Annotated in this window: 27 protein-coding genes and 1 pseudogene (1 of these 28 running past the window's edge); 17 read left to right on the top strand and 11 right to left on the bottom strand. The window is 63.9% G+C overall.

The genetic code is table 11. From position 1 onward, the window contains the following. Positions 1-662: DUF899 domain-containing protein (locus tag CTR53_RS08865; RefSeq protein ID WP_290811554.1), on the bottom strand; the 662-nt coding region annotated here is incomplete at its 3' end. A gap of 55 nt (positions 663-717) precedes the next feature. Between CTR53_RS08865 and CTR53_RS08870 the strand changes: the two genes are divergently transcribed. Next, positions 718-1182, top strand: a complete 465-nt coding sequence (locus CTR53_RS08870) for a MarR family transcriptional regulator (protein WP_290811557.1) — start codon at positions 718-720, stop codon at positions 1180-1182. A gap of 60 nt (positions 1183-1242) precedes the next feature. Beyond that, the gene (locus CTR53_RS08875) at positions 1243-1707 is read left to right on the top strand and encodes a VOC family protein (protein ID WP_290811560.1); all 465 of its coding nucleotides are present in this window, start codon (positions 1243-1245) and stop codon (positions 1705-1707) included. Between the two features lie 78 nt (positions 1708-1785). On the opposite strand, the gene CTR53_RS08880 is transcribed toward CTR53_RS08875, so the two are convergent. Further along, a complete protein-coding gene (locus tag CTR53_RS08880) occupies positions 1786-2316 on the bottom strand; it encodes a GcrA family cell cycle regulator (protein WP_290811563.1) in 531 nt (176 codons plus the stop codon). A 155-nt stretch (positions 2317-2471) separates the two neighbouring features. Here CTR53_RS08880 and CTR53_RS08885 point away from each other — a divergent pair, with 155 nt between their 5' ends. The 9 genes and pseudogenes from CTR53_RS08885 to CTR53_RS08925 all read left to right on the top strand — a co-directional run bounded on the left by CTR53_RS08885 (position 2472) and on the right by CTR53_RS08925 (position 11196). Further along, positions 2472-3392, top strand: a complete 921-nt coding sequence (locus CTR53_RS08885; protein ID WP_290811566.1) for a phytanoyl-CoA dioxygenase family protein — start codon at positions 2472-2474, stop codon at positions 3390-3392. Positions 3393-3423: 31 nt separating this feature from the next. Then, the gene (gene zwf, locus CTR53_RS08890) at positions 3424-4896 is read left to right on the top strand and encodes a glucose-6-phosphate dehydrogenase (RefSeq protein ID WP_290811569.1); all 1473 of its coding nucleotides are present in this window, start codon (positions 3424-3426) and stop codon (positions 4894-4896) included. Continuing rightward, the gene (locus tag CTR53_RS08895) at positions 4896-6203 is read left to right on the top strand and encodes an ActS/PrrB/RegB family redox-sensitive histidine kinase (RefSeq protein ID WP_290811572.1); all 1308 of its coding nucleotides are present in this window, start codon (positions 4896-4898) and stop codon (positions 6201-6203) included. The genes zwf and CTR53_RS08895 overlap by 1 nt, the downstream gene beginning before the upstream one ends. Before the next feature lie 85 nt (positions 6204-6288). Further along, positions 6289-6723: a response regulator gene (locus tag CTR53_RS08900; protein WP_367158949.1), complete on the top strand. Its 435-nt coding sequence runs from the start codon at positions 6289-6291 to the stop codon at positions 6721-6723. 3 nt (positions 6724-6726) lie between these two features. Next, positions 6727-7443: a metallophosphoesterase family protein gene (locus CTR53_RS08905; protein ID WP_290811576.1), complete on the top strand. Its 717-nt coding sequence runs from the start codon at positions 6727-6729 to the stop codon at positions 7441-7443. A 51-nt stretch (positions 7444-7494) separates the two neighbouring features. Continuing rightward, positions 7495-8818: pseudogene (gene rfaE2 / locus CTR53_RS08910) on the top strand (D-glycero-beta-D-manno-heptose 1-phosphate adenylyltransferase). Between the two features lie 4 nt (positions 8819-8822). Further along, a complete protein-coding gene (locus tag CTR53_RS08915) occupies positions 8823-9983 on the top strand; it encodes an FAD-binding oxidoreductase (protein WP_290811578.1) in 1161 nt (386 codons plus the stop codon). Continuing rightward, positions 9974-10744, top strand: a complete 771-nt coding sequence (locus tag CTR53_RS08920) for an aldo/keto reductase (protein WP_290811583.1) — start codon at positions 9974-9976, stop codon at positions 10742-10744. Before CTR53_RS08915 ends, CTR53_RS08920 begins: the two co-directional genes overlap by 10 nt. Continuing rightward, on the top strand, positions 10741-11196 hold the full coding sequence (locus CTR53_RS08925; protein WP_290811586.1) for a hypothetical protein: 456 nt from the start codon (positions 10741-10743) through the stop codon (positions 11194-11196). The genes CTR53_RS08920 and CTR53_RS08925 overlap by 4 nt, the downstream gene beginning before the upstream one ends. A gap of 3 nt (positions 11197-11199) precedes the next feature. Here CTR53_RS08925 and CTR53_RS08930 read toward each other — a convergent pair whose 3' ends face one another. Genes CTR53_RS08930 through CTR53_RS08940 form a run of 3 tightly spaced genes read right to left on the bottom strand, consistent with a single transcriptional unit; the run spans position 11200 to position 15417 of the window. Then, positions 11200-11700, bottom strand: a complete 501-nt coding sequence (locus CTR53_RS08930) for a hypothetical protein (RefSeq protein WP_290811589.1) — start codon at positions 11698-11700, stop codon at positions 11200-11202. Next, positions 11678-13288 (bottom strand): peptide chain release factor 3, encoded by a 1611-nt coding sequence (locus CTR53_RS08935; RefSeq protein WP_290811592.1) that lies wholly within the window; start codon positions 13286-13288, stop codon positions 11678-11680. The genes CTR53_RS08930 and CTR53_RS08935 overlap by 23 nt, the downstream gene beginning before the upstream one ends. A gap of 41 nt (positions 13289-13329) precedes the next feature. Further along, the gene (locus CTR53_RS08940; RefSeq protein WP_290811595.1) at positions 13330-15417 is read right to left on the bottom strand and encodes a 3-hydroxyacyl-CoA dehydrogenase NAD-binding domain-containing protein; all 2088 of its coding nucleotides are present in this window, start codon (positions 15415-15417) and stop codon (positions 13330-13332) included. A gap of 108 nt (positions 15418-15525) precedes the next feature. On the opposite strand from CTR53_RS08940, the gene CTR53_RS08945 reads away from it, so the two are divergent. Then, positions 15526-16404 carry a hypothetical protein gene (locus CTR53_RS08945; protein ID WP_290811598.1) on the top strand — a complete coding sequence of 293 codons (879 nt, stop codon included), beginning with the start codon at positions 15526-15528 and terminating at the stop codon, positions 16402-16404. A 3-nt stretch (positions 16405-16407) separates the two neighbouring features. Here CTR53_RS08945 and CTR53_RS08950 read toward each other — a convergent pair whose 3' ends face one another. The 3 genes from CTR53_RS08950 to CTR53_RS08960 are packed head-to-tail and all read right to left on the bottom strand — an operon-like array spanning position 16408 to position 19567. Beyond that, positions 16408-17625: an MFS transporter gene (locus CTR53_RS08950; RefSeq protein WP_290811601.1), complete on the bottom strand. Its 1218-nt coding sequence runs from the start codon at positions 17623-17625 to the stop codon at positions 16408-16410. Then, the gene (locus tag CTR53_RS08955; RefSeq protein ID WP_290811604.1) at positions 17622-18269 is read right to left on the bottom strand and encodes a glutathione S-transferase family protein; all 648 of its coding nucleotides are present in this window, start codon (positions 18267-18269) and stop codon (positions 17622-17624) included. The genes CTR53_RS08950 and CTR53_RS08955 overlap by 4 nt, the downstream gene beginning before the upstream one ends. Further along, a complete protein-coding gene (locus CTR53_RS08960; protein ID WP_290811607.1) occupies positions 18266-19567 on the bottom strand; it encodes an NAD(P)-binding protein in 1302 nt (433 codons plus the stop codon). The genes CTR53_RS08955 and CTR53_RS08960 overlap by 4 nt, the downstream gene beginning before the upstream one ends. Positions 19568-19659: 92 nt before the next feature. Here CTR53_RS08960 and CTR53_RS08965 point away from each other — a divergent pair, with 92 nt between their 5' ends. The 5 genes from CTR53_RS08965 (at position 19660) to CTR53_RS08985 (ending at position 22734) form a co-directional block, all read left to right on the top strand. Then, on the top strand, positions 19660-20448 hold the full coding sequence (locus tag CTR53_RS08965) for an N-formylglutamate amidohydrolase (RefSeq protein ID WP_290811610.1): 789 nt from the start codon (positions 19660-19662) through the stop codon (positions 20446-20448). Between the two features lie 19 nt (positions 20449-20467). Beyond that, positions 20468-21607, top strand: a complete 1140-nt coding sequence (locus tag CTR53_RS08970; protein ID WP_290811613.1) for a carboxylate-amine ligase — start codon at positions 20468-20470, stop codon at positions 21605-21607. 18 nt (positions 21608-21625) lie between these two features. Next, the gene (locus CTR53_RS08975) at positions 21626-21940 is read left to right on the top strand and encodes a DUF1244 domain-containing protein (RefSeq protein WP_290811615.1); all 315 of its coding nucleotides are present in this window, start codon (positions 21626-21628) and stop codon (positions 21938-21940) included. A 123-nt stretch (positions 21941-22063) separates the two neighbouring features. Further along, positions 22064-22342 (top strand): DUF2312 domain-containing protein, encoded by a 279-nt coding sequence (locus CTR53_RS08980; protein ID WP_290811618.1) that lies wholly within the window; start codon positions 22064-22066, stop codon positions 22340-22342. Between the two features lie 2 nt (positions 22343-22344). Further along, positions 22345-22734 carry a hypothetical protein gene (locus CTR53_RS08985; protein WP_290811621.1) on the top strand — a complete coding sequence of 130 codons (390 nt, stop codon included), beginning with the start codon at positions 22345-22347 and terminating at the stop codon, positions 22732-22734. Between the two features lie 8 nt (positions 22735-22742). On the opposite strand, the gene CTR53_RS08990 is transcribed toward CTR53_RS08985, so the two are convergent. The 3 genes from CTR53_RS08990 to CTR53_RS09000 all read right to left on the bottom strand — a co-directional run. Beyond that, positions 22743-23231: a GNAT family N-acetyltransferase gene (locus tag CTR53_RS08990; RefSeq protein ID WP_290811624.1), complete on the bottom strand. Its 489-nt coding sequence runs from the start codon at positions 23229-23231 to the stop codon at positions 22743-22745. Positions 23232-23270: 39 nt separating this feature from the next. Next, on the bottom strand, positions 23271-24122 hold the full coding sequence (locus CTR53_RS08995; RefSeq protein WP_290811627.1) for an alpha/beta fold hydrolase: 852 nt from the start codon (positions 24120-24122) through the stop codon (positions 23271-23273). 154 nt (positions 24123-24276) lie between these two features. Next, positions 24277-26376: part of an indolepyruvate ferredoxin oxidoreductase family protein coding region (locus tag CTR53_RS09000; protein ID WP_290811630.1), annotated on the bottom strand (this coding region is incomplete at its 5' end). Its footprint extends 291 nt past the window's final position; the window shows 2100 of its 2391 annotated nt.

The following is a 26376-nucleotide window of genomic DNA, read 5'->3' on the forward strand; positions in this document are numbered from 1 at the left end:
TCCAGGCCGCGGCCGAAAGTGGAATAGCTGTGATAAATGCGCTGACCGTCCCGCAGGAACACGCTGAGGCCGGGCAGTTCACCCTTCACATGCTCCAGCTGGCCCCTGGCTTTGAGTGCTTCGGCATCGGCGTAGTTGTATTGCGGCGGGGCGCGTGTCGGGTCCACCGTGACACCGAAATCGTAGTTGAAGTCGCTGCCGAACGAAGACGCCCAGGGCATGGTCCAGCCCATGCGCCGCTTGAATGGCTCGATCTTGTTCAGCGGCGCCCGCGAGATCATGGTGAAGGCCGCATCGCGCGCATGGATATGCGACAGATGCGGGATGTTGTCGGCGATATGCGAGCAGCCGGGGCAGCCTTCGCTGTAGGGATGCGTCTGGCCCGGCGGCGGATCGTCAGGGTCGAACATGAAGTGATAGACCACCAGCTGGCTGCGGCCCTCGAACAGGTCGAGCAGGCTTTTGCGGCCTTGCGATGTCTCGAAGCTGTAATCCTTGTCGATGGCAACGACGGGCAGGCGGCGGCGCTCGGCATTCAGCGCATCGCGGGCGCGGGTCAGTTCTTTTTCCTTCAGCAGAAGGGCGCGGCGCGCTTCCAGCCACTGCGCGCGCGACACCACCGGGGGCAGGGCCGGCGCCGCGAGTTTGGTCATGTCATTCATGGCCGTCTCCTCTGGTCGCTCTTGACATAAAGGTTGATATCAACATAATGGCGGCATGTCAAAGCCCCGCCTCGACACCGCTGCCAACCCGCTGCCGTATGAAATCACCGTCATGGTGCGCGATACCTGCCTGTGCCTGCATGTGCAGCGCGCGGCGCGGGCGGTGGCGCGGCGCTTTGACGAGGCTTTGCGGCCGCTCGATCTGACCAACGGGCAGTTTTCGCTGTTGATGTCGCTGAACCGGCCCGAGCCGGCGCCGATGCGTCAGGTCGCCAATCTGCTGGCGATGGACCGCACGACACTGACCGCCAATCTCAAGCCGCTGGAACGCCGCGGGCTGCTGAAAATCGAAACCGATCCCGATGATCGCCGCAGCAAATTCCTGCGGCTCACCCGCGCCGGCCGCGATCTGATGGTGAAGGCGATGCCGATCTGGACCGCGACCCATGCCGTGCTGGATCGCCTGGTCACCGCAACCGGCCTGGACGAGCTGCGTACCGACCTGCGGGCGCTCTCCTGACGATACCTGTCGTTCGCCGGTCGTAAATTTGAAAGATCACCCCCAGAGGAGGAACGTAACATGCAGATCAATCCCTATCTGATGTTCGGCGGCAATTGCGAAGAGGCCTTCCGCTATTACGAGAAGCATCTTGGCGGCAAAATCGTCGCCATGATGAAATACAGCGATGCGCCGCCGATGCCGGAAGGCCAGTCGCCGCCGGAGGGCGGTTGTGCGCCCGACATGACCGGCGCCGAAAACCTGATCATGCATGCCTGCATGGAGGTGGGCGGCGTGTCGCTGATGGCGTCCGACTCCCCGCCGAACATGCCGCAGGAAAAAATGCAGGGCATCTCGGTGACACTGAATCTGACCAGCGAAGCGGAAGCACGCCGCATTTTCGCGGCACTGTCTCAGGGCGGCACGGTCACTATGCCGCTGGCACAGACCTTCTGGGCCAAAGCCTTCGGCACCGTCACCGACCGTTTCGGCACGCCCTGGATGGTCAACTGCATGGAAGAGATGCAGATGAAGGCCGCGTCGTAAGCGCAGCTTCACCTTAAAAGGAAAAAGCCCGGCGGGTTTCCCAGCCGGGCTTTTTTATGGAAACCGGTCCACGAGGGATCAGGCGGCGTTGATCGCCTTGACCGCCTCGACGGCGCTCTCCGGGTTCCAATTGGTGTAGGCCGCGGCGCAATGCGAGGCGCAGTAGGGTTTGCCCGGCAGCGCGACATGCGTGCAGAAATCGAATTCGGCGCTTTTCGGATCGCCGATCGGCCATTTGCAGCGCGGACCGACCGAAGGCGTCAGCGCGGCCAGCATGGCCGCAGTCAGTTGAGCCTGCGAAGCCTGACTGTGGCTCACAGGGGTGGCTGCGTCTTCGCGCACCTGCACGGGGGCTCGAACGGGGGCGGGTGCTGCAGCCGTATGTCCGCCCCCACCGCTGGAACTGCCGCCATGAGTGGCAGCCGGACGCGGCTGTGCGGGCTTCTCGCTGCGCATGATGGGCGAGGCTCGCTTGGCCAGGCCGATGCGGTGAGCTTTGCCGACCACAGCGTTGCGGGTCATGCCCAGCTGCTTGCCGATCTGCGTGATCGACTGGCCGGATTCCCAGTATTGCACCAGGAGTTTAACCTTTTCGTCCGTCCATACCATATTTAGCCCCCATGATTGGCGTTGGCCGCTAGATGGAGTAAAAGCGCCAAAATTGAGATTTGGTCAATCGGACTCTGTCCATTATCCACAAGAATCTATGGACATGCTGCAGCTAAGCCCTTAGCTCAGCGGGGCCGACTCGGAGTTATCCACAAGTGCCTGCGCTGAATTCTGCGACAAATAACCCTCAAGGGCAGCTTGGCCATGACTGGTCCGCCGCTCTGCCGGACCCCGATACCCTTCGCCAGACCTATGCCCGCGATGGCTACGCCGTGATCCGGGGCCTGTTTTCGCCCGCCGAGGTGGCGGAGATCGCCCAAGGCTTCGACCGTATGCAGACTGCCGGCCTCGCACTGGGCCGCAGCTTCCGGCATGGCAATCTGCTGTTCCGGCTGGGCGACGATCCGCATCTGGGCCGCATCCTGCGCATGGTGCAGTGGCCGTCGTGGCGCGACGCGCTGCTCGATCACGTACGCCTCGACCTGCGTTTCGCCGCCGTGTTGAGGCCGCTGATCGGTGACAATCTCAAACAAATCATCAACCAGATGCACTGGAAGCCGCCAGGCGCGGCGAAAGTGGAATTCGCCTATCACCAGGACAGCCGCTTCCGCCGCCCGGCGCACGCCTTCCGCGACCTTGCAAATTCCTATGTGCAGACCGGTCTCGCCATCGATGCGCATACGCGCGCGAGCGGCGCCATGAGGGTGATCCCGGGCAGCCACCTGATGGGCGATCTCGGCCTCGGCGCCGATGGCCCGATCCTCGACCAGACCATGCAGGACGATACATTGCGGGCTGTCGGCCTCGACCCGGCAGCGGCACTCGATCTGGAACTGGCGCCCGGCGACCTGGCCCTGTGGTCGCCCTATCTGGTGCATGGCTCGGGCGTCAATGTCACGGCGGCCGATCGCCGGCTCTATATCAACGGCTATGTGCGCAGCATGGATTGCGACCGCGGCGAGGTGGCTTTCACGCATGGCCGGCCGCAGCCGCTCGGCCTGCGACCGGCTTTGGTGCATTACGAAGCGCTGCATGAAAAGCCCGAGCCGCATTTCATAGACGGCCAGGGCGATTGATTACCCGCACCGAGTTTGTCACGGTATCGGCATGACAAATCCCAGCGGCAGTTTCTCCTTCGATCTGGTCATTTTCGGCGCCACCGGCGACCTGTCGCTGCGCAAGCTGGTACCGGCGCTGTATCACCGCGACGTGGCCGGCCAGCTGAACGACGATGCGCGGCTGTTCGCAGTGGCCCGCGGCGACATGAGCGACGCCGACTATCGCGAGATGGCCGCCGCCGCCCTGAAGGAGCATGTCGCTGCCGACGAGTTTGACGCCGCACGCGCCGAACGCTTTCTGCAGCGCTTCCGCTATCTCACGCTGGACGCCCAGAAGAGCGACGACTATCTGGGCCTGAAGACGGCGCTGGATGGCGGCGACGAGCGTATCGTTGTCTTTTATCTTGCCATGGCGCCGCGCTTTTTCGGTCCGATCTGCACCCAGCTGGCCCGGGCCGGCCTCAACAGCGCGGAAGCCCGCGTGGTGCTGGAAAAGCCGATCGGCCAGGATCTGGCCTCGGCCCGCGCCATCAATGAGGCGGTGGCTGCTGCTTTCCCCGAGAACCGCGTCTTCCGCATCGACCATTATCTCGGCAAGGAAACGGTGCAGAACCTGATGGCGCTGCGTTTCGCCAATGCGCTGTTCGAACCGATCTGGCATCGCGGCGTGATCGATCATGTGCAGGTGACGGTGGCCGAAAAGATCGGCGTCGAGGGGCGTGCCGATTATTACGACCATGCCGGTGCATTGCGCGACATGATCCAGAACCACCTGCTGCAGCTGCTCTGCCTGGTGGCAATGGAGCCGCCGAACGAATTTGCCGCCGATGCAGTGCGCGACGAAAAGCTGAAAGTGCTGGAAGCGCTGCGGCCGATCTCGGAGCGCGAAATCGGCGAAAAGACCGTGCGTGGCCAATACGGCCGCGGCAGTGTCGATGGTGCGGCTGCAGCCTCCTATCTCGACGAACTCGGCCATGCCAGCAACACGGAAACCTTCGTGGTAGTGAAGGCCGAAGTGGAAACCTGGCGCTGGGCCGGCGTGCCATTCTATCTGCGTACCGGTAAACGCCTGCCGATGCGGCATTCCGAAATCGTGGTGCAGTTCCGGCCGGTCCCGCATCTGATCTTCCCGGCGGCAGCACGGGACGTGGTGCCGAACCGGCTGGTGATCCGGCTGCAGCCTGACGAAGGCATCGCGCTGCATATGATGACAAAGGTACCGGGACCAGGCGGCATGCGGCTGCGCACCGCGCCGCTCAACCTGAGTTTCGCCGAAGCCTTCCGCGGCCGGCAGCCCGATGCCTATGAACGCCTGCTGATGGATGTGGTGCGCGGCAATCCGATGCTGTTCATGCGCAGCGACGAGGTGGAAGCCGCCTGGCGCTGGGCAGAGCCGATCCTGGCGGCCTGGACTGCGCAGGATGACGCACCGAAGCCTTACAACGCCGGCAGCTGGGGGCCCTCGGCGGCCATCGGCCTGATCGAGCGCGACGGCCGCAACTGGCACGAAGATATGCGGTGATGGCCGCGTTGCTCGAAAGCTTGCGTGACCGCCTCGGCCCGCATTTAAGTGCGGCCGACGAGCCGGCCGGCCGCGTGCGCCTGCAGACCCTGGTGCTGCTGCGCTGGATCGCGATCATCGGCCAGCTGCTGGCGATCCTGTTCGTTCATTTCGGCCTGAATTTCAGGTTGCCGCTGTTGCCGGCACTGGGCGTCGTCGGTATTTCGGCGCTGCTCAATATCGTGCTGTTCGTGGTCTATCCGACGGCAAAGCGGCTGAGCGAGCCGGGCGCAGCGTTCTATCTCGCCTTCGATCTGGTACAGCTCTGTATCCTGCTGTTTCTTACCGGCGGCATCGACAATCCATTTACAGTGCTGATTCTGGTGCCGGTCACGGTCTCGGCCACTATTCTCAGCCTGCGTTCCACCGTCATGCTGGGCCTGCTGGCCTTCGTGCTGACAGTGGTGCTGACCATCCATCATTTCCCGCTGCCCTGGAGCAATCCGGTCGACGCATTGCAGCCGGAGCTGTTGCAATGGGGCAACCTGATCGCGCTGGTGCTTGGTACCTTGTTCATCGCCGCCTATGCCTGGCAGGTGGCGGAAGAAGCCCGCCGCATGTCGGACGCGCTGGCGGCCACGCAGATGGCGCTGGCCCGTGAGCAGCAGGTCTCGGCGCTGGGTGGCCTGGCGGCGGCGGCGGCGCATGAACTGGGTTCGCCGCTTGGCACCATTGCGGTGGTGGTGAAGGAAATCGGCCGCGACCTGCCGGCGGAGCATGCATTGTCCGAGGATATCGCGCTGCTTCAGAGTCAGGTGGAGCGCTGCCGCGAAATCCTTGCCCGCCTGTCGCGCCGGCCATCGGCCACCTCCGACCCCGAAGCCTTCGCCGATCTGGGTATCGCCAACATGATGGAAATGGTGGCGCAGCCCTGGCGGCGTGACGATATCGCCTTTGCCGTGCGGCTGATCGGCACTGGTACGCCGCCGCTGTTGCCACGGCGACCGGAGATTCTGCACGGTCTGGGCAACCTGATGCAGAATGCGATGGAATTTGCCCGCGGCAGCGTCGATGTCGAGGTCGACTGGGACGACCGGTTAATCCGCCTGCGCATTCTCGACGATGGCCCCGGTTTGAATGTCGACATCCTGTCCGCCTTGGGCGAGCCCTACGTGACCAGCCGGCCCGATAGTGGCGGCATGGGCCTGGGCGTATTCATCGCCATGAACCTGCTGCGCCGCAGCGGGGCCTCCGTCGCCTTTGCCAACCGGCCGTCGGGCGGTGGCACCCAGGTGGAGGTGAACTGGCCGCGCCAGTTGGGTCGCTAGGGTCTGCCCTAAGGCCGCAGGGGTTGCACTGCCGCTCCGCTACGGTACATTGCCTGCATGACCGATATGTCCCTGCTGATCGTAGATGACGATGAACCGTTGCGGCTGCGTCTGGCGCGCGCNNGCCAAGCCGCCGGCCTATGCCGTGGTCGACCTCAAGCTGACCGACGGCAATGGGCTGGATGTCGTCACTGCCATCCGCCAGGTGCGCCAGGATGCCCGCGTGGTGATGCTGACCGGCTACGGAAACATTGCGACCGCCGTTGCCGCCGTGAAGGCGGGTGCGGCCGACTATCTGCCCAAGCCGGCCGATGCCGACGATGTGGATCGTGCGCTGCGCGTCGGCAATGCCGCGCATCCGGCCCCGCCGGACGAGCCGATGTCGGCCGAACGCGTGCGCTGGGAGCATATCCAGCGCGTCTTCGAACTCTGCGACCGCAACGTGTCGGAGACGGCGCGCCGGCTGAAGATGCATCGCCGCACCCTGCAGCGCATCCTCGCCAAACGCTCGCCTCAATAAATCATGTTGATTGAGGAGGCCCGGCTGCCGCCCGGACTCCGCGTCTACGCCATCGGCGATATCCATGGCCGCGCCGATCTGCTGGATCGGCTGCATGACAAGATCGAAGCCGATCTCCCCACTGCCCCGGCAAAGACTGTCATTGTCTATCTCGGCGATTATGTCGATCGCGGTCCGGACTCGCATGGCGTGATCGAGCGGCTGACCCGCTCGCGCTTCGCCGGCGTGGAGATAGTGGCGCTGCTCGGCAATCATGAAGACATGCTGCTGCAGTTCCTCGATGCGCCCTACGGTGCCTCGCTGTGGCTCAGCAACGGCGGCGACGCCACGCTCAACAGCTACAAGGTGAAGGTGCCGGCGTCTTTCGACGAACTGCTGCTCACGCAGAGGGCTCTTTTGGGCGCGCTGCCCCGGCATCACAAGCAGTTCCTCGGCAGCCTGCCGGAGCAGGTGCAGTATGGCGACTACCTGTTCGTCCATGCCGGGATCAAGCCCGGCCTGCCGCTGGACCGGCAGAGCCGCGAGCAGATGATCTGGATCCGAGACGTCTTCCTCGACTCAGAAACCGACCACGGCCTGATCGTGGTGCACGGCCATACCATCGTGCATGAGGTGGAATGGCGGCCGAACCGCATCGGTGTCGATACCGGCGCCTATACCACCGGCCGGCTGACCGCCCTGGTGCTGGAAGGGGGCGGCCGGCGCCTGCTGCAGACCTGAAAATCCCTTTAAAGGCTGGCATTTAACCCCTTGCCGGTGTATCGAAAAGCCATGTCCGATGTCGCCGCAGATTCCGCCGATTTCACCGCCGCTCGCGTGCTGGTGGTGGGCGATGTGATGCTCGACCGCTTCGTTTATGGCGGNNGGCGACGACGTGGCCGCCGACCAGTTGAACGAGGTGCTGGCGCTGGAGCCCGGCATCGAGGCGCATCTCGTGGTGGACGAGACCTGGCATACCATCGAGAAAACCCGCTTCATCGGCAGCCGCCAGCAGCTGCTGCGCGTCGACCGTGAAAGTCCGGCACAGCCGTCCGATGACGCCGTCGACGCCCTGATCAAGGCAGCGCTGGACGCGCTCATCGACAATGCCGTGCTGGTGCTGTCGGATTACGCCAAGGGCGCTGTTGGCGACCGCGTGCTGTCCAAACTGGTGAAAGCCGCCGCCAAGGCCGGCAAGCCCATCATTGTCGATCCCAAGGGCAGCGACTATCGCCGTTACAAGGGTGCCACCCTGGTAACGCCGAACCGCGCCGAGGCCGCGCTGGCCACCGGCGAAAGCTGCGCCGATGACGACAGCGCCGTGACTGCAGCGCGCAAGCTGGTGACTGATGCCGGCATCGCCAATGTGCTGGTCACGCGTGGCTCTGCCGGCATGACTCTTGTTCAGGGCAGAGAAGGCACGCCTCTTCATCTCAAGGCCGAGGCGCGCGAAGTGTTCGATGTGTCCGGCGCCGGCGATACCGTGGTGGCGACGATTGCCGCGGCGCTGGCCGTCGGTCGTCCGCTGCCGCAGGCCGCACGGCTCGCCAATGCCGCGGCCGGCATTGTTGTGGGCAAGATCGGTACTGCCGTGGTGCATCCCGAGGAATTGCGCCTGGCGCTGCATATGCCAGATCCGCATGGCATCGAGGCCAAGGTGGCGACGGCGCCACAGGCCGTCGAACGCGTCGCGCTGTGGCGCAGCCGCGGCGAGCGCATCGGTTTCACCAACGGTGTTTTCGACCTGCTGCATCCCGGCCACCTCGCGCTGCTGTCGGAGGTGCGGGCGCAATGCGACCGGCTGGTGGTGGCGATCAATGCCGATGCGTCCGTGCGGAAGCTGAAGGGGCCGACGCGCCCGGTGCAGGACGAGCGCCATCGCGCACAGTTGCTGGCCGCGCTCGGTTTGGTCGATCTCGTCGTGATCTTCGCCGACGATACGCCGGAGCCTTTGCTTGAACTGCTCAAGCCCGATCTTCTGGTCAAGGGCGGCGATTATACGGTCGATCAGGTGGTGGGTGCCGATATCGTGCGGGCCTATGGCGGCGAAGTGAAGGTGTCGCGCCATATTGTCGGGCAGAGCACCACGGCGACCATCAAGAAGCTGCAAAGCTGAGCCGATGACTGCAAAGCCGGATGTCGACGTCGCGATTCTCGGCGGCGGCATTGCCGGCCTCTGGCTGCTGGCGCGGCTGAAACGCGCCGGCTATTCCGCGCTGCTGATCGAGAGCGAAGCGCTGGGCGCCGGCCAGACGCTGGCCTCGCAGGGCATCATCCATGGCGGTCTGAAATACGCCATCGACCTCAAGCTGGGACAGGATAGCGCAATGCTGGCCGACATGCCCGCGCGCTGGCGCGCCTGCCTGAATGGGTCCGGCGAGATCGACCTGCGCGGCGCGAAGCTGGCGGCGGAGCATCATCTGTTCTGGGCGCGGCGCACGCTGGCCAGCCGCGTCGCCGGTTTCTTCGGCAGCAAGCTGGTGCGCGGCCGTGTCGATGCGCTGGAACAGGCGAACTGGCCAGAGGCTTTGCGCGACCCCGAAAATGTCGGCGCGGTCTACGCACTGGATGAATGCGTGCTGGATACCTCGTCGCTGGTGGCGACGCTGGCGCAGCTGCATGCTGGCTGCATCAAGGCGGGCCGGGCGCAGGTGGCGGATCGCGGCAATCATGTTGTCCTCGATGTCGCCGGTCGCAGCGTCACGGCCGGCCAGCTGATTTCCACGGCAGGTGCCGGCAATGAGGCTCTGCTGCCGCAGCTTGGTCTTCCGGCACGAGCTGCGCAGCGCCGGCCGCTGCATCAGCTGCTGATCGAACAAGCGCCGGTGCCGCTCTGGGCGCATTGCTTCGATACCAGCGACAAGCCGCGCGTCACCATCACCACGCATCGGAAACAGGATGGTACGCTGGTGTGGAATGTCGGCGGTCTGCTGGCCGAGAATGGCGTGCAGCAGAGCGAGGCCGAACTGATCGCTGCGGCGCGCAAAGAATTCGCGGCGCTGCTGCCGAAGCTGGATTTCAGCCGCAGCCGCTTTGCCGGCTTCCGCGTCGACCGTGCCGAAGGCGCGACGGCCGACGGCCACAAGCCCGATGGCCCGGTGCTGCAGCGGAAAGGCCGCATCACGCTGGCCTGGCCGACCAAGCTGGCGCTGGCGCCGCAACTGGCCGATCTGGTGCTGGCCGATCTGCCGCCGCCGTCAGGCGCCACACAAGCGGATTGGCCGGACTGGGCCGCACCTGCCATCGCGCCGGCGCCATGGGAGACTGTCTCATGGAAATGAGGCCGCTCGGCAAAACCGGCATCCGGGTGAGCCTGCTCGGGCTCGGCACGGTGAAACTCGGCCGCAACGAAGGCGTGAAATATCCGCAAGCGTTCGACCTGCCGGACGACAAGGCGGTGGTGACTTTGCTGGAGACCGCCCGTGAACTCGGCATCAACCTGCTCGATACTGCACCGGCCTATGGCCTGAGCGAACAGCGGCTCGGACAATTGCGACCCGGCCGTCGCGAAGACTGGGTGATCGTCACCAAGGCTGGTGAGACTTTCGACAACGGCGCCTCGCGCTTCGATTTCTCGCCGGCCGCGATCCGTGCCTCGGTCGAGACCAGCCTGCGCCTGCTGCGAACTGAGTATCTCGATGCCGTGCTGCTGCACTCCGACGGAATCGACGAGGCCGGCGACCGTTTCCTGCCGGCCGCCGAGGAACTCGACAAACTGAAGCAGCAGGGCCTGATCCGTGCCACCGGCTTCTCGGGCAAGACGGTGGCCGGCGGTGACCGGCTGCTGCCGCATGTCGATCTGCTGATGGCGACCTGGAACCCGGGTTACATGGAAGAAGCCCCGCTGATCGCCCGGGCCGCTGCGCAGGGCAGGGGCGTGCTGATCAAAAAGGCGCTGGCCAGCGGCCATGCCGCCGATCCCGCGGCGGCACTTAAGGCAGCCGCGACATTGCCTGGCACTTGCAGTATCGTGGTCGGCACCCTGTCGCCGGCCAACCTGCGCGCCAATGCGGCAGCCCTGATCGCAAGGAGCGACGCGTGAGCGATACCGAGCAGCCCGACCAGCAGACCCTGCAGGAGATGCGGGTGGCCGCAGAACAGGAATTCCTCGCTTTCGGCTGGCAGGCGACTGACGTCCATCTGCCCGGCTCCGCCCCGGATGTGTCGCCGCGGCCCGGTTTCAACCATGGCGATTTCGCCGTGATGCATGCCGATCCGGGCTGGATGGTGGTGGCGTTGCCGGCCAAGCTGGTGCTCGGCACCCTGCCATCGGCTTCGGCCGTGCGGCGCTTCGTGGCGAAATGCGTCAGCTTTCCGGCGCAGCCGAACGGTGCCATCATCGGCGCGGCGCGGCAGGCGATGCTGCAGGCGGTGGAAGAGGAACTCAGCATGGCGCGGCAGGCAGCCGACATGCTGGAAGCCAAAATCGACGATCTGCTGAGCAGCATCGACGACATCCAGGCGAAGTCGATCCTGTTCTCGCGCGACGACTAGTTTTCAGGAACGTCCGCTGCTGGGCGCGCGCAACGGCACTTCCTGCATCGAGCGGATATAGACGCCAACCACTTGCGGACCCTTCAGCGCGCGGTTGATCTGGTAGACCAGACGGCGCTTCAGTCCTTCGATGTCGTTGTCGAAAATGCGGCCATCGCGCCCCAGCGCTTCGCGGTTCAGCTCCAGGATCACTGCATTGTAGACGCGCGGCATCAGGTCATCGACCTTGCGCGCAGTCTCAACGTCGCCGCAATCCACGGTCAGCGTCATGATCACCTTCGAGCCCGGTGGACCGGAAATCGGCGCGGTGACGGCGTCGATCACGAGAAGCGGCGTATTGACCGGCGGTTTTTCCACCGGTGTCTCGCTCTTCTTTTTTTCCTTCTTTTCCTGCGCCCAGGCCCCGGAGGTCAGCAGCATGTTAGCAGGCAGCATGCTGCCTACCGCCAGCGTCAGCAGCAGGCGGCGACGGTCGATATGGTTAATGGCGTTCCCGCGTCGCATGGAAACGGACCTTATCCCATTTCTTCTCGATATAGGAGAGTTCCCATGCATTGCGCGCCATGAAGACCGGATTGCCTTCGCGGTCATCTGCGATTGTCCCGCGGTTCTGTTCGACGAATTCGTCCAGATTCTTGGAATTCTCGGCATCGACCCAGCGGGCGGTCTCATAGGGCGCGGTCTCGAAGCCGACCTGCAGGCTGTATTCCTCGCTCAATCGTGCCGCGAGAACGTCAAGCTGAAGCGGGCCGACCAGACCGACGATCCAGTCGGCGCCGATCCGCGGGCGGAACACCTGCGTGACGCCTTCCTCGGCCAGATCTTCCAGCGCGCGCTGCAGATGCTTGGCCTTCATCGGATCGGACAGGCGCACGCGACGCAGGATTTCCGGCGCGAAGTTGGGAATGCCGGTGAAGCGCAGGTCTTCGTTTTCGGTCAGCGTATCACCGACGCGCAGCACGCCGTGATTGGGAATGCCGATGATGTCGCCTGGCCAGGCCTCGTCGGCCAGCGAGCGGTCCTGCGCGAAGAACAGCGTCGGATTGCTCACCGTGATCGGCTTGCCGGTGCTGATCTGTTTCAGCTTCATGCCGCGCTTGAAGTGGCCCGAGCAGAGCCGCAGGAAGGCGACACGGTCGCGGTGGTTCTTGTCCATATTGGCCTGGACCTTGAACACGAAACCGGTGACGCCCTTGTCGGTCGGCTGCACCACGCGTTTGTCGGTCGGCTGCGGTCGCGGCGGCGGTGCGAACTCGCCCAGGCCCTTCAGCAGTTCGTCGACGCCGAAATTCTTCAGCGCCGAGCCGAAGTAGACCGGCGTCATATGGCCTTCTCGATAGGCTTCCAGGTCGAAGGGCGGGCAGGCGCCTTCGATCAGCGCGATGTCCTCCTGCAGCTTGGCGAGCTGCGCTGCCGGTATCATCTCGGCGGCGCGCGGATCGTCCAGGCCTTTGTCCAGGATGATCACTTCCGGCTCGAGATTCTTGTTTTCCTTGCCGACCAGCAGCAGGCGCTTGCCGATCAGGTCGTAGCAGCCCTTGAACTCGTAACCCATGCCGATCGGCCAGTTGGCCGGCACGCATTCGAGCGCCAATGTCGAGGCCACTTCATCCAGCAGGGCGAAGGGATCCTGGCTCTCGCGGTCGATCTTGTTGACGAAAGTGGTGATCGGCACGTCGCGCAGGCGGCAGACCTCGAACAGCTTGCGGGTCTGGGTTTCGATACCCTTGGCGGCATCAAGCACCATGACCGCGCTGTCGACAGCAGTGAGGGTGCGATAGGTGTCTTCGCTGAAATCCTCGTGGCCCGGCGTGTCGAGCAGGTTGAAGGTCCAGCCCTTGAACTCGAAATTCATCACCGAGGTCGACACCGAGATGCCGCGCTGCTGCTCGATCTTCATGAAGTCGGAGCGGGCGCGACGGCTTTCGCCACGGGCTTTCACCGCGCCGGCCAGATGGATCGCACCGCCGAACAGCAGCAGCTTTTCGGTCAGCGTGGTCTTGCCGGCGTCGGGATGCGCGATGATGGCAAACGTACGCCGGGCGCCAATTGGATCATTGGCGCCCGGATATGTAACGGCAGGTTCAGACATCGGACTCTTGAGCTACCTCTGACTCCGGATGGGGAGCCTGTTCAGCCCTTCCATCCCTTGCCGGCCTCGGCACGCTGGACCAGCAGCTTGGCCGGTTCCCAGAATTTGCCGTGGATCTTGTGGAAACCGCGGATCGTGGCGAGCACCTTGTCGAGACCGATCTGTTCAGCCCAGAACATCGGCCCGCCGCGATAGACCGGGAAGCCATAGCCGAAAAGGTAAACAATGTCGATATCGCTGGAGCGGATGGCGATGCCTTCTTCCAGGATTTTGGCGCCCTCGTTGACCAGCGGATACATGCAGCGCTGCACGATTTCCTCGTCGGAAATCTCCCGCCGTTCAATGCCTTGCGCCTTCGATTCCTCCAGGATGATCTCTTTCACCACCGGATCGGGGCGGGCGTCGCGGCCCTCGTATTTGTAGAAGCCAGCGCCAGTCTTCTGGCCGAAACGGCCAAGTTCGCAGAGCCGGTCGGCGACTTTGGAATAGCGCTCATCCTTCGGGCGCAGATGCGCCTTGCCCTTGCGGATGCGCCAGCCGACATCCAGGCCGGCGAGATCGCCCATGCGGAACGGGCCCATCGCCAGGCCGAATTCCTCCAGCGCGCGATCGACCTGCTCTGGCATGCAGCCTTCTTCGAGGAGGAAATTCGCCTCCCGGAGATAGCCATGCAGCATGCGATTGCCGATGAAGCCGTCGCAGTTGCCGGCCAGTACCGACACTTTCTTCAGCTGCTTGCCCAGCCCCATCACTGTGGCGATGGTCTCGGGCGAGGATTTCGAGCCACGTACGTTTTCCAGCAGCTTCATCACATTCGCCGGGCTGAAGAAATGCGTGCCGATCACGTCCTGCGGCCGCTTGGTGGACGACGCGATTTCGTCGATATCCAGAGTGGACGTATTGGTGGCCAGCACGGCGCCGGGCTTCATCACCTTGTCCAGCTTGCCGAACACGTCCTTCTTGACGCCCATTTCTTCAAACACGGCTTCCACCACGATATCGGCATCACCGATATCCTCAAAGCGCTGGGTGGCGGAGATCAGCTTCATCGCCCGATCCATCGCCTCCTGCTTCATGCTGCCGCGGGCAACCGAGGTGGCATAATTCTTTTCTATCACGCCGAGGCCGCGCGACAGCGCTTCCTGCGACACGTCCAGCAGCTTTACGGGGATGCCGGCATTGGCGAAGTTCATCGCAATGCCGCCGCCCATCGTGCCGGCGCCCAGCACGGCCGCGGATTTGATCGGCTTGGGCTGCACATCCTCAGGCAGGCCGGGGATCTTGGTCGCCTCGCGTTCGGAGAAAAAGGCATGGATCTGGGCCGCACGCTGCGGGCTCGCCATGCACTCGAAGAAGAATTCGCGCTCCTTCAGCAAACCCTCATCGATGGGCAGCTTCGTGGCGATCTCTACCGCGTCGATGCAGCGCCAGGGTCCGAGGAAGCCCTTGGCTTTCTTCTCAATACTCTTGCGGTAGTCGGCGAAGATTGCAGGATCGACGTTGCTGACCTTGTCGTTCATATCGCGCACCAGCCGCAGCGGGCGTTTCTCGGCCACGACTTTCTTCGCGAAGGCCAGCGCGCCGTCCAGCAGGTCACCGTTCACGATCTCGTCGATGGCGCCAAGTTCGGCGGCCTTTTTGTTCGGGATCGGATTGCCCGACACGATCATGTCGAGCGCAACTTTCGGCCCGACGACGCGCGGCAGGCGCTGCGTGCCGCCCGACCCGGGCAGCAGGCCGAGTTTCACTTCCGGCAGGCCGACCTGGCCGCTTTCTACGCCGACGCGCCAGTGACAGGTCAGCGCCACTTCGAAACCGCCGCCGAGCGCCGTACCGTGCAGCGCAGCTACCACCGGCTTGGTCATGGCCTCGATACGCTTCAGCACATCGGGCAGATAGGGCTGCGTCGGCGGCTTGCCGAATTCCTTGATATCGGCTCCGGCAATGAAAGTGCGTCCACCGCCGATGATCACTGCGGCCTGCACGCCCGCGTCGGTATCGGCCTTGTCGAGGCCGGCGATGATCCCGGCGCGCACCGCCTGACCCAGTGCATTCACGGGTGGGTTTTCGATGGTGAGGACGGCGATGCCATCCCGGACGGCATAAGTGACGGCGACTGGTTCGGACACGTTTCTCTCCGCTTGGCCTTATAGTTTGTCGGACAATCGGTTATAGCCGAGGCGATTTGCGCGGGCAAAAGCCTTGGCCTGCCGCTACGTCAGCGCTAAATGATTGGTATGGCTTCCTTTTTGGAATATCGCGCACGCGACGGGGACAATCATCGCCTTTTGGCGGCGATGTTGCTGTCGCTGCTGCTGCATGGACTGGTGGCCATCCTGTTGACGATCGAACCCTGGACCTGGCGGATTCAGCCCGAGCCGCCGTCGGTTCTGGCCGAGTTCGTGATGCCCCCGGCGCCGAAACCGGTAGTGCCGCCGCGGCCCGCTCCGCCAGCACCGGAGGCCGCTCCGTCGTCATCTTCGCAGCCGCGGGTGATAGAAGAACTGAAAGACGTGCCGCTGCCCTCGGTGCCGCAACTGCAACAGGCGCCGGTGACGCAGGACCCGTCGCGCGCACCGCCCAGTGCCGGCCAGCGTGCCCGCCCGCAAGCCAGCGAACGGCCGCAACCTGCACCGATGCGTGATCGCAGCGGACCGGCGACCGCCACTGCGCCGCCGGCCGACCGTCCGCGTGCCCCATCGCAACAGACCACCGGCAATCGCCAGCGCGGTGCGTCGGGTGCCGCTGCCGGCGAAACCGGCCCGACCATGACGCAGTCGGAAAGCGATTTCTTCCTCAGCCAGATCGTCAGCGCCTGGGTGATCGACTTCGATTCACCGCGCTTTGCCGATATTCGCATATTCGGCCGTTATCGCGTGTTGGCCGACGGTATGCTGGCGCCGCCATTCGGCAAGGATGAGCCCTGGGATATGGGGCGCATGGTGGAGAACTGGGATCGTATCGCCACCGATCCGCGGCCCGAGGCAATGGCCTTCCGCACGGCGGTGGAAACTTTCCTGCGCGCGATGCGCCTGGCCCAGCCGCTGAAGATGCCGCCCAATGCGGAAGGCTATCCCAAGGTGCTGGAACTCAATTTCCGTGTCGGAGATCTTTGATCTTCAGCGTAGAGGAATGCCGCGCCGCGCGAGCATCATGCACACGACACCTACCAGGGTCGCGAAGGCCATCAGCAGGTAACCATCGGCATAGCTCAGCCCAAGCCGGTCATGCATGAAGGCAAAGCAGGAGGGGCCGACGACCACGCCGGCAAAAGTGATGCTGAGCGTGGCGCCAGTTGCCAGTCCGATGTTCGCTGTCGGCGCCTGACGGGCAATCACAGCGATGAAAACGCCATTCCAGCCGATGGCGCTGAAGCCGAACCCGACCACCACTGCCCCGACCAGGCTGAGCGGCCAGTCGGCCTGGATAAATGCAGTGATGATTGCCGCGATGATGGCGACTGCGCCGTTGATGATCAGCACTTTCGATCCGGATCGCATTCGGTCCGCCAGCCAGCCCCAGGCCAGCCGACCAGCCGCCCCCGCGGTCTGCGCCAGTGCCAGCAGTGTGCCGGCGAGAACAAGATGCATGCCGATTTCATTGACCAGATAAGTGACGAGCAGACCGGTCAGGCTGAGCTGGACGGCGGAATAGGCAAATGAACAAAGCGCCAGCCAGCGCAGGATCGGATATCCCCAGACGACGCGTAGACCGGCCAACGGCGACAGGAACATGGGGGCGTCGGGTTGTCGGTCGGCATCCCAGGCGCGCCGTGCCTGCTGCAGCACGATGCTCAGTCCGAATGCGAGGAGGGCGCAGAATGCCAGACCGGCGCGCCAGTTGATGGCAAGCGTAATCGGCGGGATCAGCAAACCGGCGAGAATGCCGCCGATCGGCACGCCGCACTGCTTGATCGAGAAAATGAGGTTCATATGCGCGGTGCCACGCGTGCGCGACAACAGATGCGAAGCGGCCGGATTGGTGCAACCGTAGCCCAGCCCGATCACCACGGCGCCCAGCATCAGCATCTGCAGGCTGCCCAGCGCCGACAACAGGCAGCCGAGAGCCACCAGCCACAGGGCCATCTGGCTCGCGCGTCCGGCACCGAGGCGGCGCACGAAACCGCCGCCGATCAGTGAGGTGGCCACCGCGCCGGTATAGACGAGGCTGACCTGGTAGCCGGCCAGCCCGGCGCCGGCGCCCAGATCGACGGCGGCGCTGGGTGCGACGGCCGACAGTGCAAGTGCCGACAGCGCGGCGATAGACAGGGTTCCCGTTGTGGCGGCCAGCACCGGCCAGACCGGTAAGGTCGGCTGGCCGGCCACTGGGTCGCTCACTGCGTCGCCTGCAGCTTCTGCTGATAGCGGCCCCAGCTGGCGCGCACTTCCTCCAGCACCGGCGCGGCCACCGGATGCGCCTTGATGCGCTGCCAGTAAGCATTCAACGCCGGACGCTTTTCCAACAGATTCTGACCGATCAGGCCCGGCAGAACTTCATCGACATAGAACAGCATGGGGCTGAGCGTGCAGTCGGCCTGGCTGAAGCGTGTTTCTGCCGCACAGCCGTCCCTGGCCACGTAGATGTCGAGGAATTTGAGTCCGCGGGCGAAAGCCGGCGCGAGTGCTTCTATCGCCGCGCGGTTGCCGGGATCTGTGAACAGGAGCACGAAGAAATCATGCAGCGGCGGCGCGAGATAGAGATCAGACAGCCGCACCATCAGGGTGACGCGGGCGCGTGCCTCGGGTGCGTCGAGATAGAGCGACGCACCGGGCAGGGTGGCGTCGAGATAGCCGCAGATCACTTCCGATTCCGGCAGCAGCGTGCCGTCATCCAGCAGCAGAGCCGGAATCTTGCCGATCGGCGCGAATGTCTTGTAATCGGCGCCAGGCTTCAGCATTTCGATGGGCGCAGCGCCTTTCGCGCGCAGCAGCATGCGAACGCGCGCGGCAAAGGGCGATCCGTCGTTGTTGTAGAGTTTCATGGCTGGCGATGCTTTCGTAACTCTTCCCAAGCGGCAAGTTTGGCGCGCGGACTGCCGGGCAGGGCGGCGGCGATCTCGGCCGCCTCGATGCGCTTCCAGCAGGTCCAGTCCATGACATTGACGCCACGGCTGAGCAGCCAGGCATCCAGCGCGGCAGAGCCTTCTTTCGGCGGCGCGGTGTCATTGGCGTAATCAGCCAGCAGCAGGTCGGCAACGGCTTTGGAATCCGCCCGATTGGTGGGAATGGTCCCCGACGGGCCCCGCTTGGCCCAGCCCACGACGTAAAGGCCATGTTCGATACGGCCGTCGGTATTGGCGATCACACCGCGCGCATCGCTCTGCGGCAGATCGCCGTCCGCTGCCGTGTAGTAACCAATGGCGCGGATCAGCGTGCCGATTTCAAGCGGTGTCTCGCGGCCGACAAGTTTCAGGCCCTCGACGCGATCCTTGCCCAGCACCGCCTCGGATCTCTGGTGGAACATGAAATGCAGCCGGATCGGCTTGTCGTCGGTACGTTCGGCGAATTCATGCAGCAGCTGAAGGTTCTTTTCCTTCACCTTCAGTTCGGCGGGGGCGATACCGAGTGGAAGGCTTTCCGGCAGATCGGCCTTGTTCACCACCGGGCGTACGCGCTCGAGGCGGCCGATCTCGGCCAGTTCGGCGCTCGTGAAGCTGGCCTCCACTGGGCCGCGCCGACCCAGGGCATAGAGGTCGGTCAGCGGCGCGGCATTAATCACCTCGGCCGCATGGGCGGTGAGGTCGCTGCTGGCCATTTCGGTCCTGCTCTTGCCCAGCACGCGCAGGATATCGACCGACACATTGCCCATGCCGATCACCGCCACGGCCGGCCGGTCGAGCAGCGGCGCGAGGTCGCGGAAGTCAGGATGGCCGTTATACCAGCCGACAAAGGCCATCGAGCCATAGCAGCCGGGCAGGTCTTCGCCGGGCACGCCCAGCGGCCGGTCGCCATGAGCGCCGACGGCGAGCACAACTGCATCGTAATGGGCATGCAGGTCGGCCAGCAACAGGTCGCGGCCGACCTGCACATGACCGAGGAAGCGGATATTGCCGCCGGCGAACAGCCGGTCGAACTGCCGCGTGACCGCCTTGGTGCCCTGATGGTCCGGCGCCACGCCGAATCGCACCAGCCCATAGGGCGTGGGCAGGCGGTCGAAGACGTCGATTTTCAGGTCAGGACGCTGGCGGAGCAGGGCGTCGGCACAAAACAGCCCCGAGGGACCGCTGCCGACTATGGCGATATGGTGCAGCACGGCTTCGTTTCGGCTATGATTGGACAAATTGTCGCCGCAACCTTAGTGCAGCCTGCCTTGGTTATGCAAACCCGCCACCCCGATTTCTGCGCGGTCAGACCGGCTGAACCTGTCTGCCCATGACGGAAGCGTCCGAACCCCCGAGTTTTCGTGTGTTGAATCCGCAGGGCCGCTCGCCTGCCGTGCTGATTTGCGACCATGCCAGTCGTGCCGTGCCGCCGGCTCTGGGGAATCTTGGTCTGCCGGATGACGAATTGTTGCGCCATATCGGCTGGGATCCCGGCACGGCAGCCATCGCCGAGCAGCTGGCGCACCGGCTGGATGCGCCGGCGGTGCTGTCGGGCGTGTCGCGTCTGGTCGTCGACTGCAACCGCCGGCCCGACGATCCCACCCTGATCTGCGAAGTGAGCGACGGTACCATCGTGCCGGGCAACCGCGATTTAAGCGATGAGGAACGCGAGCGTCGGCTGGCGCGCTATTTCCGCCCTTATCACGATGCGGTTTCAGATACGCTGGAAGCGGCGCGCGAGCGCAGCGCACAGCCGGCGCTGCTCTCGATCCACAGCTTCACCCCGAAACTGCGCGCCAAGGACGAGGCGCGGCCCTGGCATATCGGCGTGGTCTGGGATCGCGATGGCCGGCTGGCTCAACCCTTGCTGCAGGCGTTGCGCGATGAGGGCGACCTGGTGGTCGGCGACAACCTGCCCTATAGCGGCAAGGATCATTCGGGCTATTCGATCTTCGCGCATGGCCAGAATCATGGCTTGCATCATGTGATGATCGAGGTGCGGCAGGATCTGATCTCGCATGATGCCGGTGTGGATGAATGGGTCGAACGGCTGGAACGCTGCTTCCGCCGCATGCTGGTGGAAGCCGGCCTGCTGGCCCCAGCGACGAGCGCGGCGTAACCAGATTTCAGGGGGAAGCGTGGCCGAAGATTTCACCATCGGCATCGAGGAAGAGCATCTGCTGGTCGATCGCACCACCGGCGCGCTGGCGGTCGATCCGCCGGCCGCGTTGCTGGAGGAATGCGACAGGCTGGCCGGCGGCCAGATCAACCCCGAATTCCTGAAATGCCAGATCGAGATCGTGACGAAAGTCTGTCGCGATATGGGTGAGGCGCGCGCCGATCTGGTGCGCCTGCGCTCGGCCATCGCCGATGTCGCGGGCAAGCATGGACTGGCACCAATTGCAGCCTCGACGCATCCCTTTGCGAAATGGAGCGAGCAGAAGCATACCGACCGCGAACGTTATGATCGCCTGGCCAAGGATCTGGCCGGCGTGGCGCGCCGGCTGATCATCTGCGGCCTGCATGTGCATGTCGGCATCGCGGACGAAGACCTGCGCATCGACCTGATGAACCAGGTCAGCTATTTCCTGCCGCATCTGCTGGCGCTCAGCACCTCGTCGCCGTTCTGGCAGGGCGAGGAGAGCGGGCTGCACTCGTATCGCCTGTCGGTATTCGACAGCCTGCCGCGGACCGGCCTGCCCGAACGGCTGGAGACCTGGGGTGAATACCAGCGGCTGGTCAACCGCCTGATGCAGGCCGGGCTCATCGAGGACGCGACCAAACTCTGGTGGGACATCCGCCCCTCGGCGCGCTATCCCACGCTGGAACTCCGCATCACCGATGTCTGCACGCGGGTGGATGACAGCATCACTGTGGCGGCGTTTTTCCGCTGCCTGCTCGCCGCCCTGCTGCGGCTGAAGCTGAAGAACCAGCGCTGGCGCATTTATGCCAATACCCTGATCGACGAGAACCGCTGGCTGGCGCAGCGCTATGGTGTCGAGGGTAAACTGGTCGATTTCGGCAAGGGGCAGGCTGTGCCTTATGCCGCACTGGTCGAGGAACTGATCGAACTGGTGCGGGAAGAAGCCGTGCAACTCGGCTGTCTGCCTGAGATCGAGCGGGCGCGCGGTATCCTTTCGCGTGGCACATCGGCCCAGCGGCAGTTGCAAGTCTACCGCGCCGCCCTAGAATCAGGAGTGGACAAGCCTGCGGCACTGCGCGCCGTGGTCGACTGGCTGATCACCGAGACCGTCAATTTTCAGGTACCCCCCGAGTAATTCCTGCAGGAGGCTGCGATGGCCGACAAGATCGACGACAAGACGCAAACCGAACTCGAAGCCGCTGCCTTCCGCCGGCTGGTCGAGCATCTGCGCACGCGCACCGATGTGCAGAATATCGACCTGATGAATCTGGCCGGCTTCTGCCGTAACTGCCTGTCGAACTGGTATCAGGAGGCGGCCACGGGTAAAGGAATCGCTATCGATAAAATGGCGGCGCGCGAAGAGATCTACGGCATGCCCTATGCCGAATGGCAGGCGAAATATCAGAAGGAAGCCTCGCCGGAGCAGCAGAAGGCCTTTGCCGAGTCGCATAAAAGCCATAAACACTGAGGATTATTGCGATCTGTCCACAGGCGCTGCATTCCTGTGGATAAGTGACGGGCGAGCGTAGGCGGCAGTTTCGTGGCGGCTATAATCCGCGCCAACCCAGCCCATTCCCTTGCAGAGGCAGTCATGGCCAAGAAACTCAACTCCGGCAACTTCTCGACCGAGCAGCTCAACCAGCTCGTCGCCCGCATCGAGCGGCTGGAGGAAGAGAAGAAGGCGCTCGCCGATGACATCAAGGAAGTCTATGCCGAAGCGAAAGCGCATGGCTTCGACATCAAGATTCTTCGCCAGGTGATCCGCCTGCGCAAGATGGACAAGGCCGATCTGGCCGAGCAGGAAACCCTGCTGCAGGTCTACATGGAAGCGCTCGGCATGGATACCGACCACAGCGCCGCGGCGGAGTAAGCATGCAGGGCGGCCATACCGGCATTATCGCAGGTCTGGCCGCGCTCCTTCTGTGCGGTGTGGCAGTCGCACAGCCGCAACGGCCCGTTACCGACGACGCGCAGGCCTGCGTCACCATCGCCAATCTCACCGAATATAATTGGCCGATCGGCATCCGCCGCGAGGGCCGGGTCAATTCCACCGTGATCGCCAAGCCGCGCGAAGTGAACCGCTATTGCGCACCGGACCGGCTCGGCGCCAATGAGTTCATTCGCGTGCAGCTGAAATCGAGCTGGTTCCCGCTGGGTGAATGCGAACTGAAAAACCGCGGCACGATGGAAATCTACCGTGAGAAAAGCACCGAGACCGACTCAGGCGAAGTCACCAAGGTAAAATGCTACGGCGGGCGGTAGCCCAGAGGTTACGGCCGTAGCAACGCCCAGCGCCAGATCGTGCCATCGTCTGGATCTTCCACCGCTTCCACCAGCGTAAAGCCGCGCTTCTGCAGGATCGCCGTCGAGGCGTTTTCTTCCGGCAGGGTATGCGCCAGCACGGCCTTCACACCGTAATCGTCGAAGGCGATTTTCAGCAGCTCGCGCGCCATCACGCTGGCCACGCCCTGACCTTCGTAACCGGGGAAGGTGAAATACGCGATCTCGACCAGACCCTGCACCGGCGGCGTCTTGAAGCTGCAGATGCCGACCAGCGCATTGTCAGTTTCGCGGAGTGCGAAATAGCTGAGCCAGGGTTCGGTGGCGCCGGTCTGGGCATAGAGGTCGAGCGTGGCGGCCGCCACCTCAGTGGCAAGCTCGGCCACCTCGGTGTGGTTCGGATGCTCGGCCAGTACGGTTGCCGGGTGGGTGGCGAGGCTTTCCAGATACGGCGTATAGAGCGGCTTGAGCGTCAGCATCTCGCGGTTCTGGCTGATCCGCTTTGCTTGTGCAAGGCTTCAGCGATTGTTCAGCCAGTCGAGCAGGGTGGGCAGCACCACCTGAGGCTTGCGCACCCAGCGGAAATGGTCGATGCCGTCGATGCCCATCGCCTTGGGATCGAGATGCTGGCGTGTCAGCGCGGCTTTCGGGAAGCGTCGCACGATGTCGTCCATGGCATGCCTGGGTGCGAAGAAATCGCCCTGCAGTGAAATCGCCAGAACCGGAATGGTCATGGTCGCCAGCACCTCATCATGATCGGTGCGTTCGGGCTTGCCGAACCAGAAGCGTCCAGTACGCGCCTGCCGGCCCCAGTCGGCGATCACGCTGCGCGCCTCGCGGCCGGCGAATCTGAATTTCTCGCCGGGGAAATGACCCAGCAGTTTTGCCACCAGCACGGCGGCCTGGCTGTAGGGCCAGAAGGGCAGCGGCCAGAGTTTCCAGTGCACGGAACTCACCGCGGTCAGGATCAGTCCGTCGAGTTGTTGTGGGTTGTGTGCAGCATAGATCGCGCTGATCTGGCCGCCGAGCGAATGGCCATACAGGTACAACGGCGCGCCGGGGAAGTGCGCCTTCACGGCGGCGACGGACTGCGGCCAGTCCTCGGTCAGCAATTCATGATAGCCGAAATCGTAATCGTGGCCCGGCTTGCGTCCGCCGCTTTCCTCATGGCCACGCAACTCGGCGACGGCGACGTTATACCCGGCCTCCTGCAGCGCCGCGGCCAGCGGCGTGTAATAGCCGGCCTTCACGCCCATCGCCGGCTGGATCAGGATCACCGGCACCAACGGATCGGCAGCGGCATAGACCTGCAGCGCGAAGCTGGTGCCTTCGCTGCGCTGTAAACGGATGATCTCGGGCGTGTTCGTCATGGCGCGATCAAGCCATGACGCGCGCCAGCCTGCAATTACCTATCTGGTCGTAACGCAACGGCATGCCGTGAGGGAAATGGGATGCCCGGGTCAAGCCCGGGCATGACAAAAATAATAAGAGGTCACCCTCGGGCTTGACTCGAGGGTCCCATTTTTATTCCGCCGCGGTTGCCAGCGGCGCCGTGGGCGAGCGGAATTCGGCCAGCAGTTTGGCTTCCTTCTCCTTCGCCGCCGTCAGGTGCCGTACCTTCACATGGCCATAGCCGCGGATGTCTTCCGGGATTTTCGCCAGTTGCACGGCCAGCGCATGCGTCTCCGGCGTCATCTTCGCGCAGAGTTCTTCGACCAGCGTGAAGTAATCCTCGATCAGCTGGCGTTCGGTCTGGCGCTCATGCGTATAGCCGAAGACATCGAGCTTGGTGCCGCGCAGGCCCTTGAACTTCGCCAGCAGCCTAAAGGCCTTGAACATCCACGGGCCGAACTGCTTCTTGGTCGCGATGCCGGTTTCCGGATCGGGCGGATTGAGCAGCGGCGGCGCCAGATGGAAGCTGAGCGTGAAATCGCCCTCGAACTGGGTGTTCAGCTTCTTGAGGAATTCGCCATCGGTATAGAGCCGCGCGACCTCATACTCGTCCTTGTAGGCCATCAGCTTGTAGGCATAGCGCGCGACCGCTTCGGCGAAGCCGGTCAGGCCTTTGGCTTTTTGCTCAGCCGTACGCGCCCGTTCCACCAGAGACTTGTAGCGTTCGGCGTAAGCGGCGTTCTGGTAGTCGACCAGGCGCGGTGCGCGGTCGGCCAGCAGCTCGTCCACCGTCTTGGCGAAGGCCTTCGGCTCGAAGGTCGCGACCGAAGGCCGGGCGATGTCCTCCACCGCCTTGGCATCCTGCGCGTACAGGCGGCCCCAGTTCAGCGCCGTCTTGTTGCTCTCGATGGCGGTGCCGTTCAGTTCGATGGCCTTGAGCAGGGCATCGAGCGAGACCGGGATCAGGCCGCGCTGCACGGCATAGCCCAGCATGAACATGTTGGTGGCGATGGCATCGCCCATCAGCGCGGTGGCAATGCGCGTGGCTTCGACGAATTCGGACAGGTTATCGCCGGCGGAATTGCGGATTGCCTGCGCCATCTGCTGATCGTCCAGCTGCAGGTTCGGATTGAGCTGGAAAGCAGCCGTGGGCGTCAGATGCGTGTTGATCAGCGCACGCGTATGGCCCTTCTGCATCTTTTCCAGCGCGGCGTCGCCGGCCGCCACGACCATGTCGCAGCCCAGTACCAGGTTGGCGCCACCGGCGGCCACGCGCACGGCGTGGATGTCGTCGGGATTCATGGCAATACGCACATGGCTCAGCACGGCGCCGTTCTTCTGCGCCAGACCGGTGAAGTCGAGCACGCTGGTGCCGTAGCCCTGGATATGGGCCGCCATGCCAAGGATTTGCCCGATGGTGACGACGCCGGTGCCGCCGATGCCGGTGATCAGGATATTGTAGGGCTGATCCAGTGGCGCGATTTCAGGCATCTTCAGGCCGGCGAACAGGCCATCAGCCTTGTCGGTCGGATTCTGCTGCACCTTCACCTTGGCGCGTTTCACCTTGCCACCCTGCACCGAGACGAAGCTGGGGCAGAAGCCGTTCACGCAGGAGAAGTCCTTGTTGCAGGACGACTGGTTGATCTTGCGCTTGCGGCCCAGTTCGGTTTCCTGCGGCTCGACCGAGACGCAGTTGGATTTCACCGAGCAGTCGCCGCAGCCCTCGCAGACCGCTTCGTTGATGAAGATGCGGCGATCCGGATCGGGGAAGGTGCCGCGCTTGCGGCGGCGGCGCTTCTCGGCCGCGCAGGTCTGGTCGTAGATCAGCACGGTACAGCCCGGAATTTCGCGCAGTTCCTTCTGCACGGCATCCAGATCATCGCGATGGTGGAAAGTGGTGCCCGGCGCCCATTCGGTGCCGACCGGATATTTGTCCGGCTCGTCGCTGACCAGGGCGATGCGGCGCACGCCCTCGCCATAGACCTGCAGCGAAATCTGCTGCGGCGTCAGCTGGCCGTCATGCGGCTGACCGCCAGTCATGGCGACCGCGTCGTTGAACAGGATCTTGTAGGTGATGTTCACCTTGGCCGCGATGCTGGCGCGCAACGCCAGAAGGCCGGAATGGAAATAGGTGCCATCGCCCAGATTGGCGAAGATATGGTTGTCTTCGGTGAACGGCGCCTGGCCGATCCACGGCGTGCCTTCGCCGCCCATCTGCGTGAAGGTCGCGGT

Source organism: Ferrovibrio sp. (genome assembly GCF_002796975.1).
GTDB lineage: Bacteria > Pseudomonadota > Alphaproteobacteria > Ferrovibrionales > Ferrovibrionaceae > Ferrovibrio.

Coding starts and splice junctions, on each gene's coding strand:
- CTR53_RS08985 (WP_290811621.1), top strand. CDS start 22,345: ATGCAGGGCGGCCATACCGGCATTATCGCAGGTCTGGCCGCGCTCCTT.
- CTR53_RS08965 (WP_290811610.1), top strand. CDS start 19,660: ATGACGGAAGCGTCCGAACCCCCGAGTTTTCGTGTGTTGAATCCGCAG.
- CTR53_RS08975 (WP_290811615.1), top strand. CDS start 21,626: ATGGCCGACAAGATCGACGACAAGACGCAAACCGAACTCGAAGCCGCT.
- CTR53_RS08915 (WP_290811578.1), top strand. CDS start 8,823: ATGACTGCAAAGCCGGATGTCGACGTCGCGATTCTCGGCGGCGGCATT.
- CTR53_RS08980 (WP_290811618.1), top strand. CDS start 22,064: ATGGCCAAGAAACTCAACTCCGGCAACTTCTCGACCGAGCAGCTCAAC.
- CTR53_RS08935 (WP_290811592.1), bottom strand. CDS start 13,288: ATGTCTGAACCTGCCGTTACATATCCGGGCGCCAATGATCCAATTGGC.
- CTR53_RS08905 (WP_290811576.1), top strand. CDS start 6,727: ATGTTGATTGAGGAGGCCCGGCTGCCGCCCGGACTCCGCGTCTACGCC.
- CTR53_RS08955 (WP_290811604.1), bottom strand. CDS start 18,269: ATGAAACTCTACAACAACGACGGATCGCCCTTTGCCGCGCGCGTTCGC.
- CTR53_RS08880 (WP_290811563.1), bottom strand. CDS start 2,316: ATGGTATGGACGGACGAAAAGGTTAAACTCCTGGTGCAATACTGGGAA.
- CTR53_RS08995 (WP_290811627.1), bottom strand. CDS start 24,122: ATGACGAACACGCCCGAGATCATCCGTTTACAGCGCAGCGAAGGCACC.
- CTR53_RS08870 (WP_290811557.1), top strand. CDS start 718: ATGTCAAAGCCCCGCCTCGACACCGCTGCCAACCCGCTGCCGTATGAA.
- CTR53_RS08895 (WP_290811572.1), top strand. CDS start 4,896: ATGGCCGCGTTGCTCGAAAGCTTGCGTGACCGCCTCGGCCCGCATTTA.
- CTR53_RS08930 (WP_290811589.1), bottom strand. CDS start 11,700: ATGCGACGCGGGAACGCCATTAACCATATCGACCGTCGCCGCCTGCTG.
- zwf (WP_290811569.1), top strand. CDS start 3,424: ATGACAAATCCCAGCGGCAGTTTCTCCTTCGATCTGGTCATTTTCGGC.
- CTR53_RS08920 (WP_290811583.1), top strand. CDS start 9,974: ATGGAAATGAGGCCGCTCGGCAAAACCGGCATCCGGGTGAGCCTGCTC.
- CTR53_RS08875 (WP_290811560.1), top strand. CDS start 1,243: ATGCAGATCAATCCCTATCTGATGTTCGGCGGCAATTGCGAAGAGGCC.
- CTR53_RS08945 (WP_290811598.1), top strand. CDS start 15,526: ATGGCTTCCTTTTTGGAATATCGCGCACGCGACGGGGACAATCATCGC.
- CTR53_RS08990 (WP_290811624.1), bottom strand. CDS start 23,231: ATGCTGACGCTCAAGCCGCTCTATACGCCGTATCTGGAAAGCCTCGCC.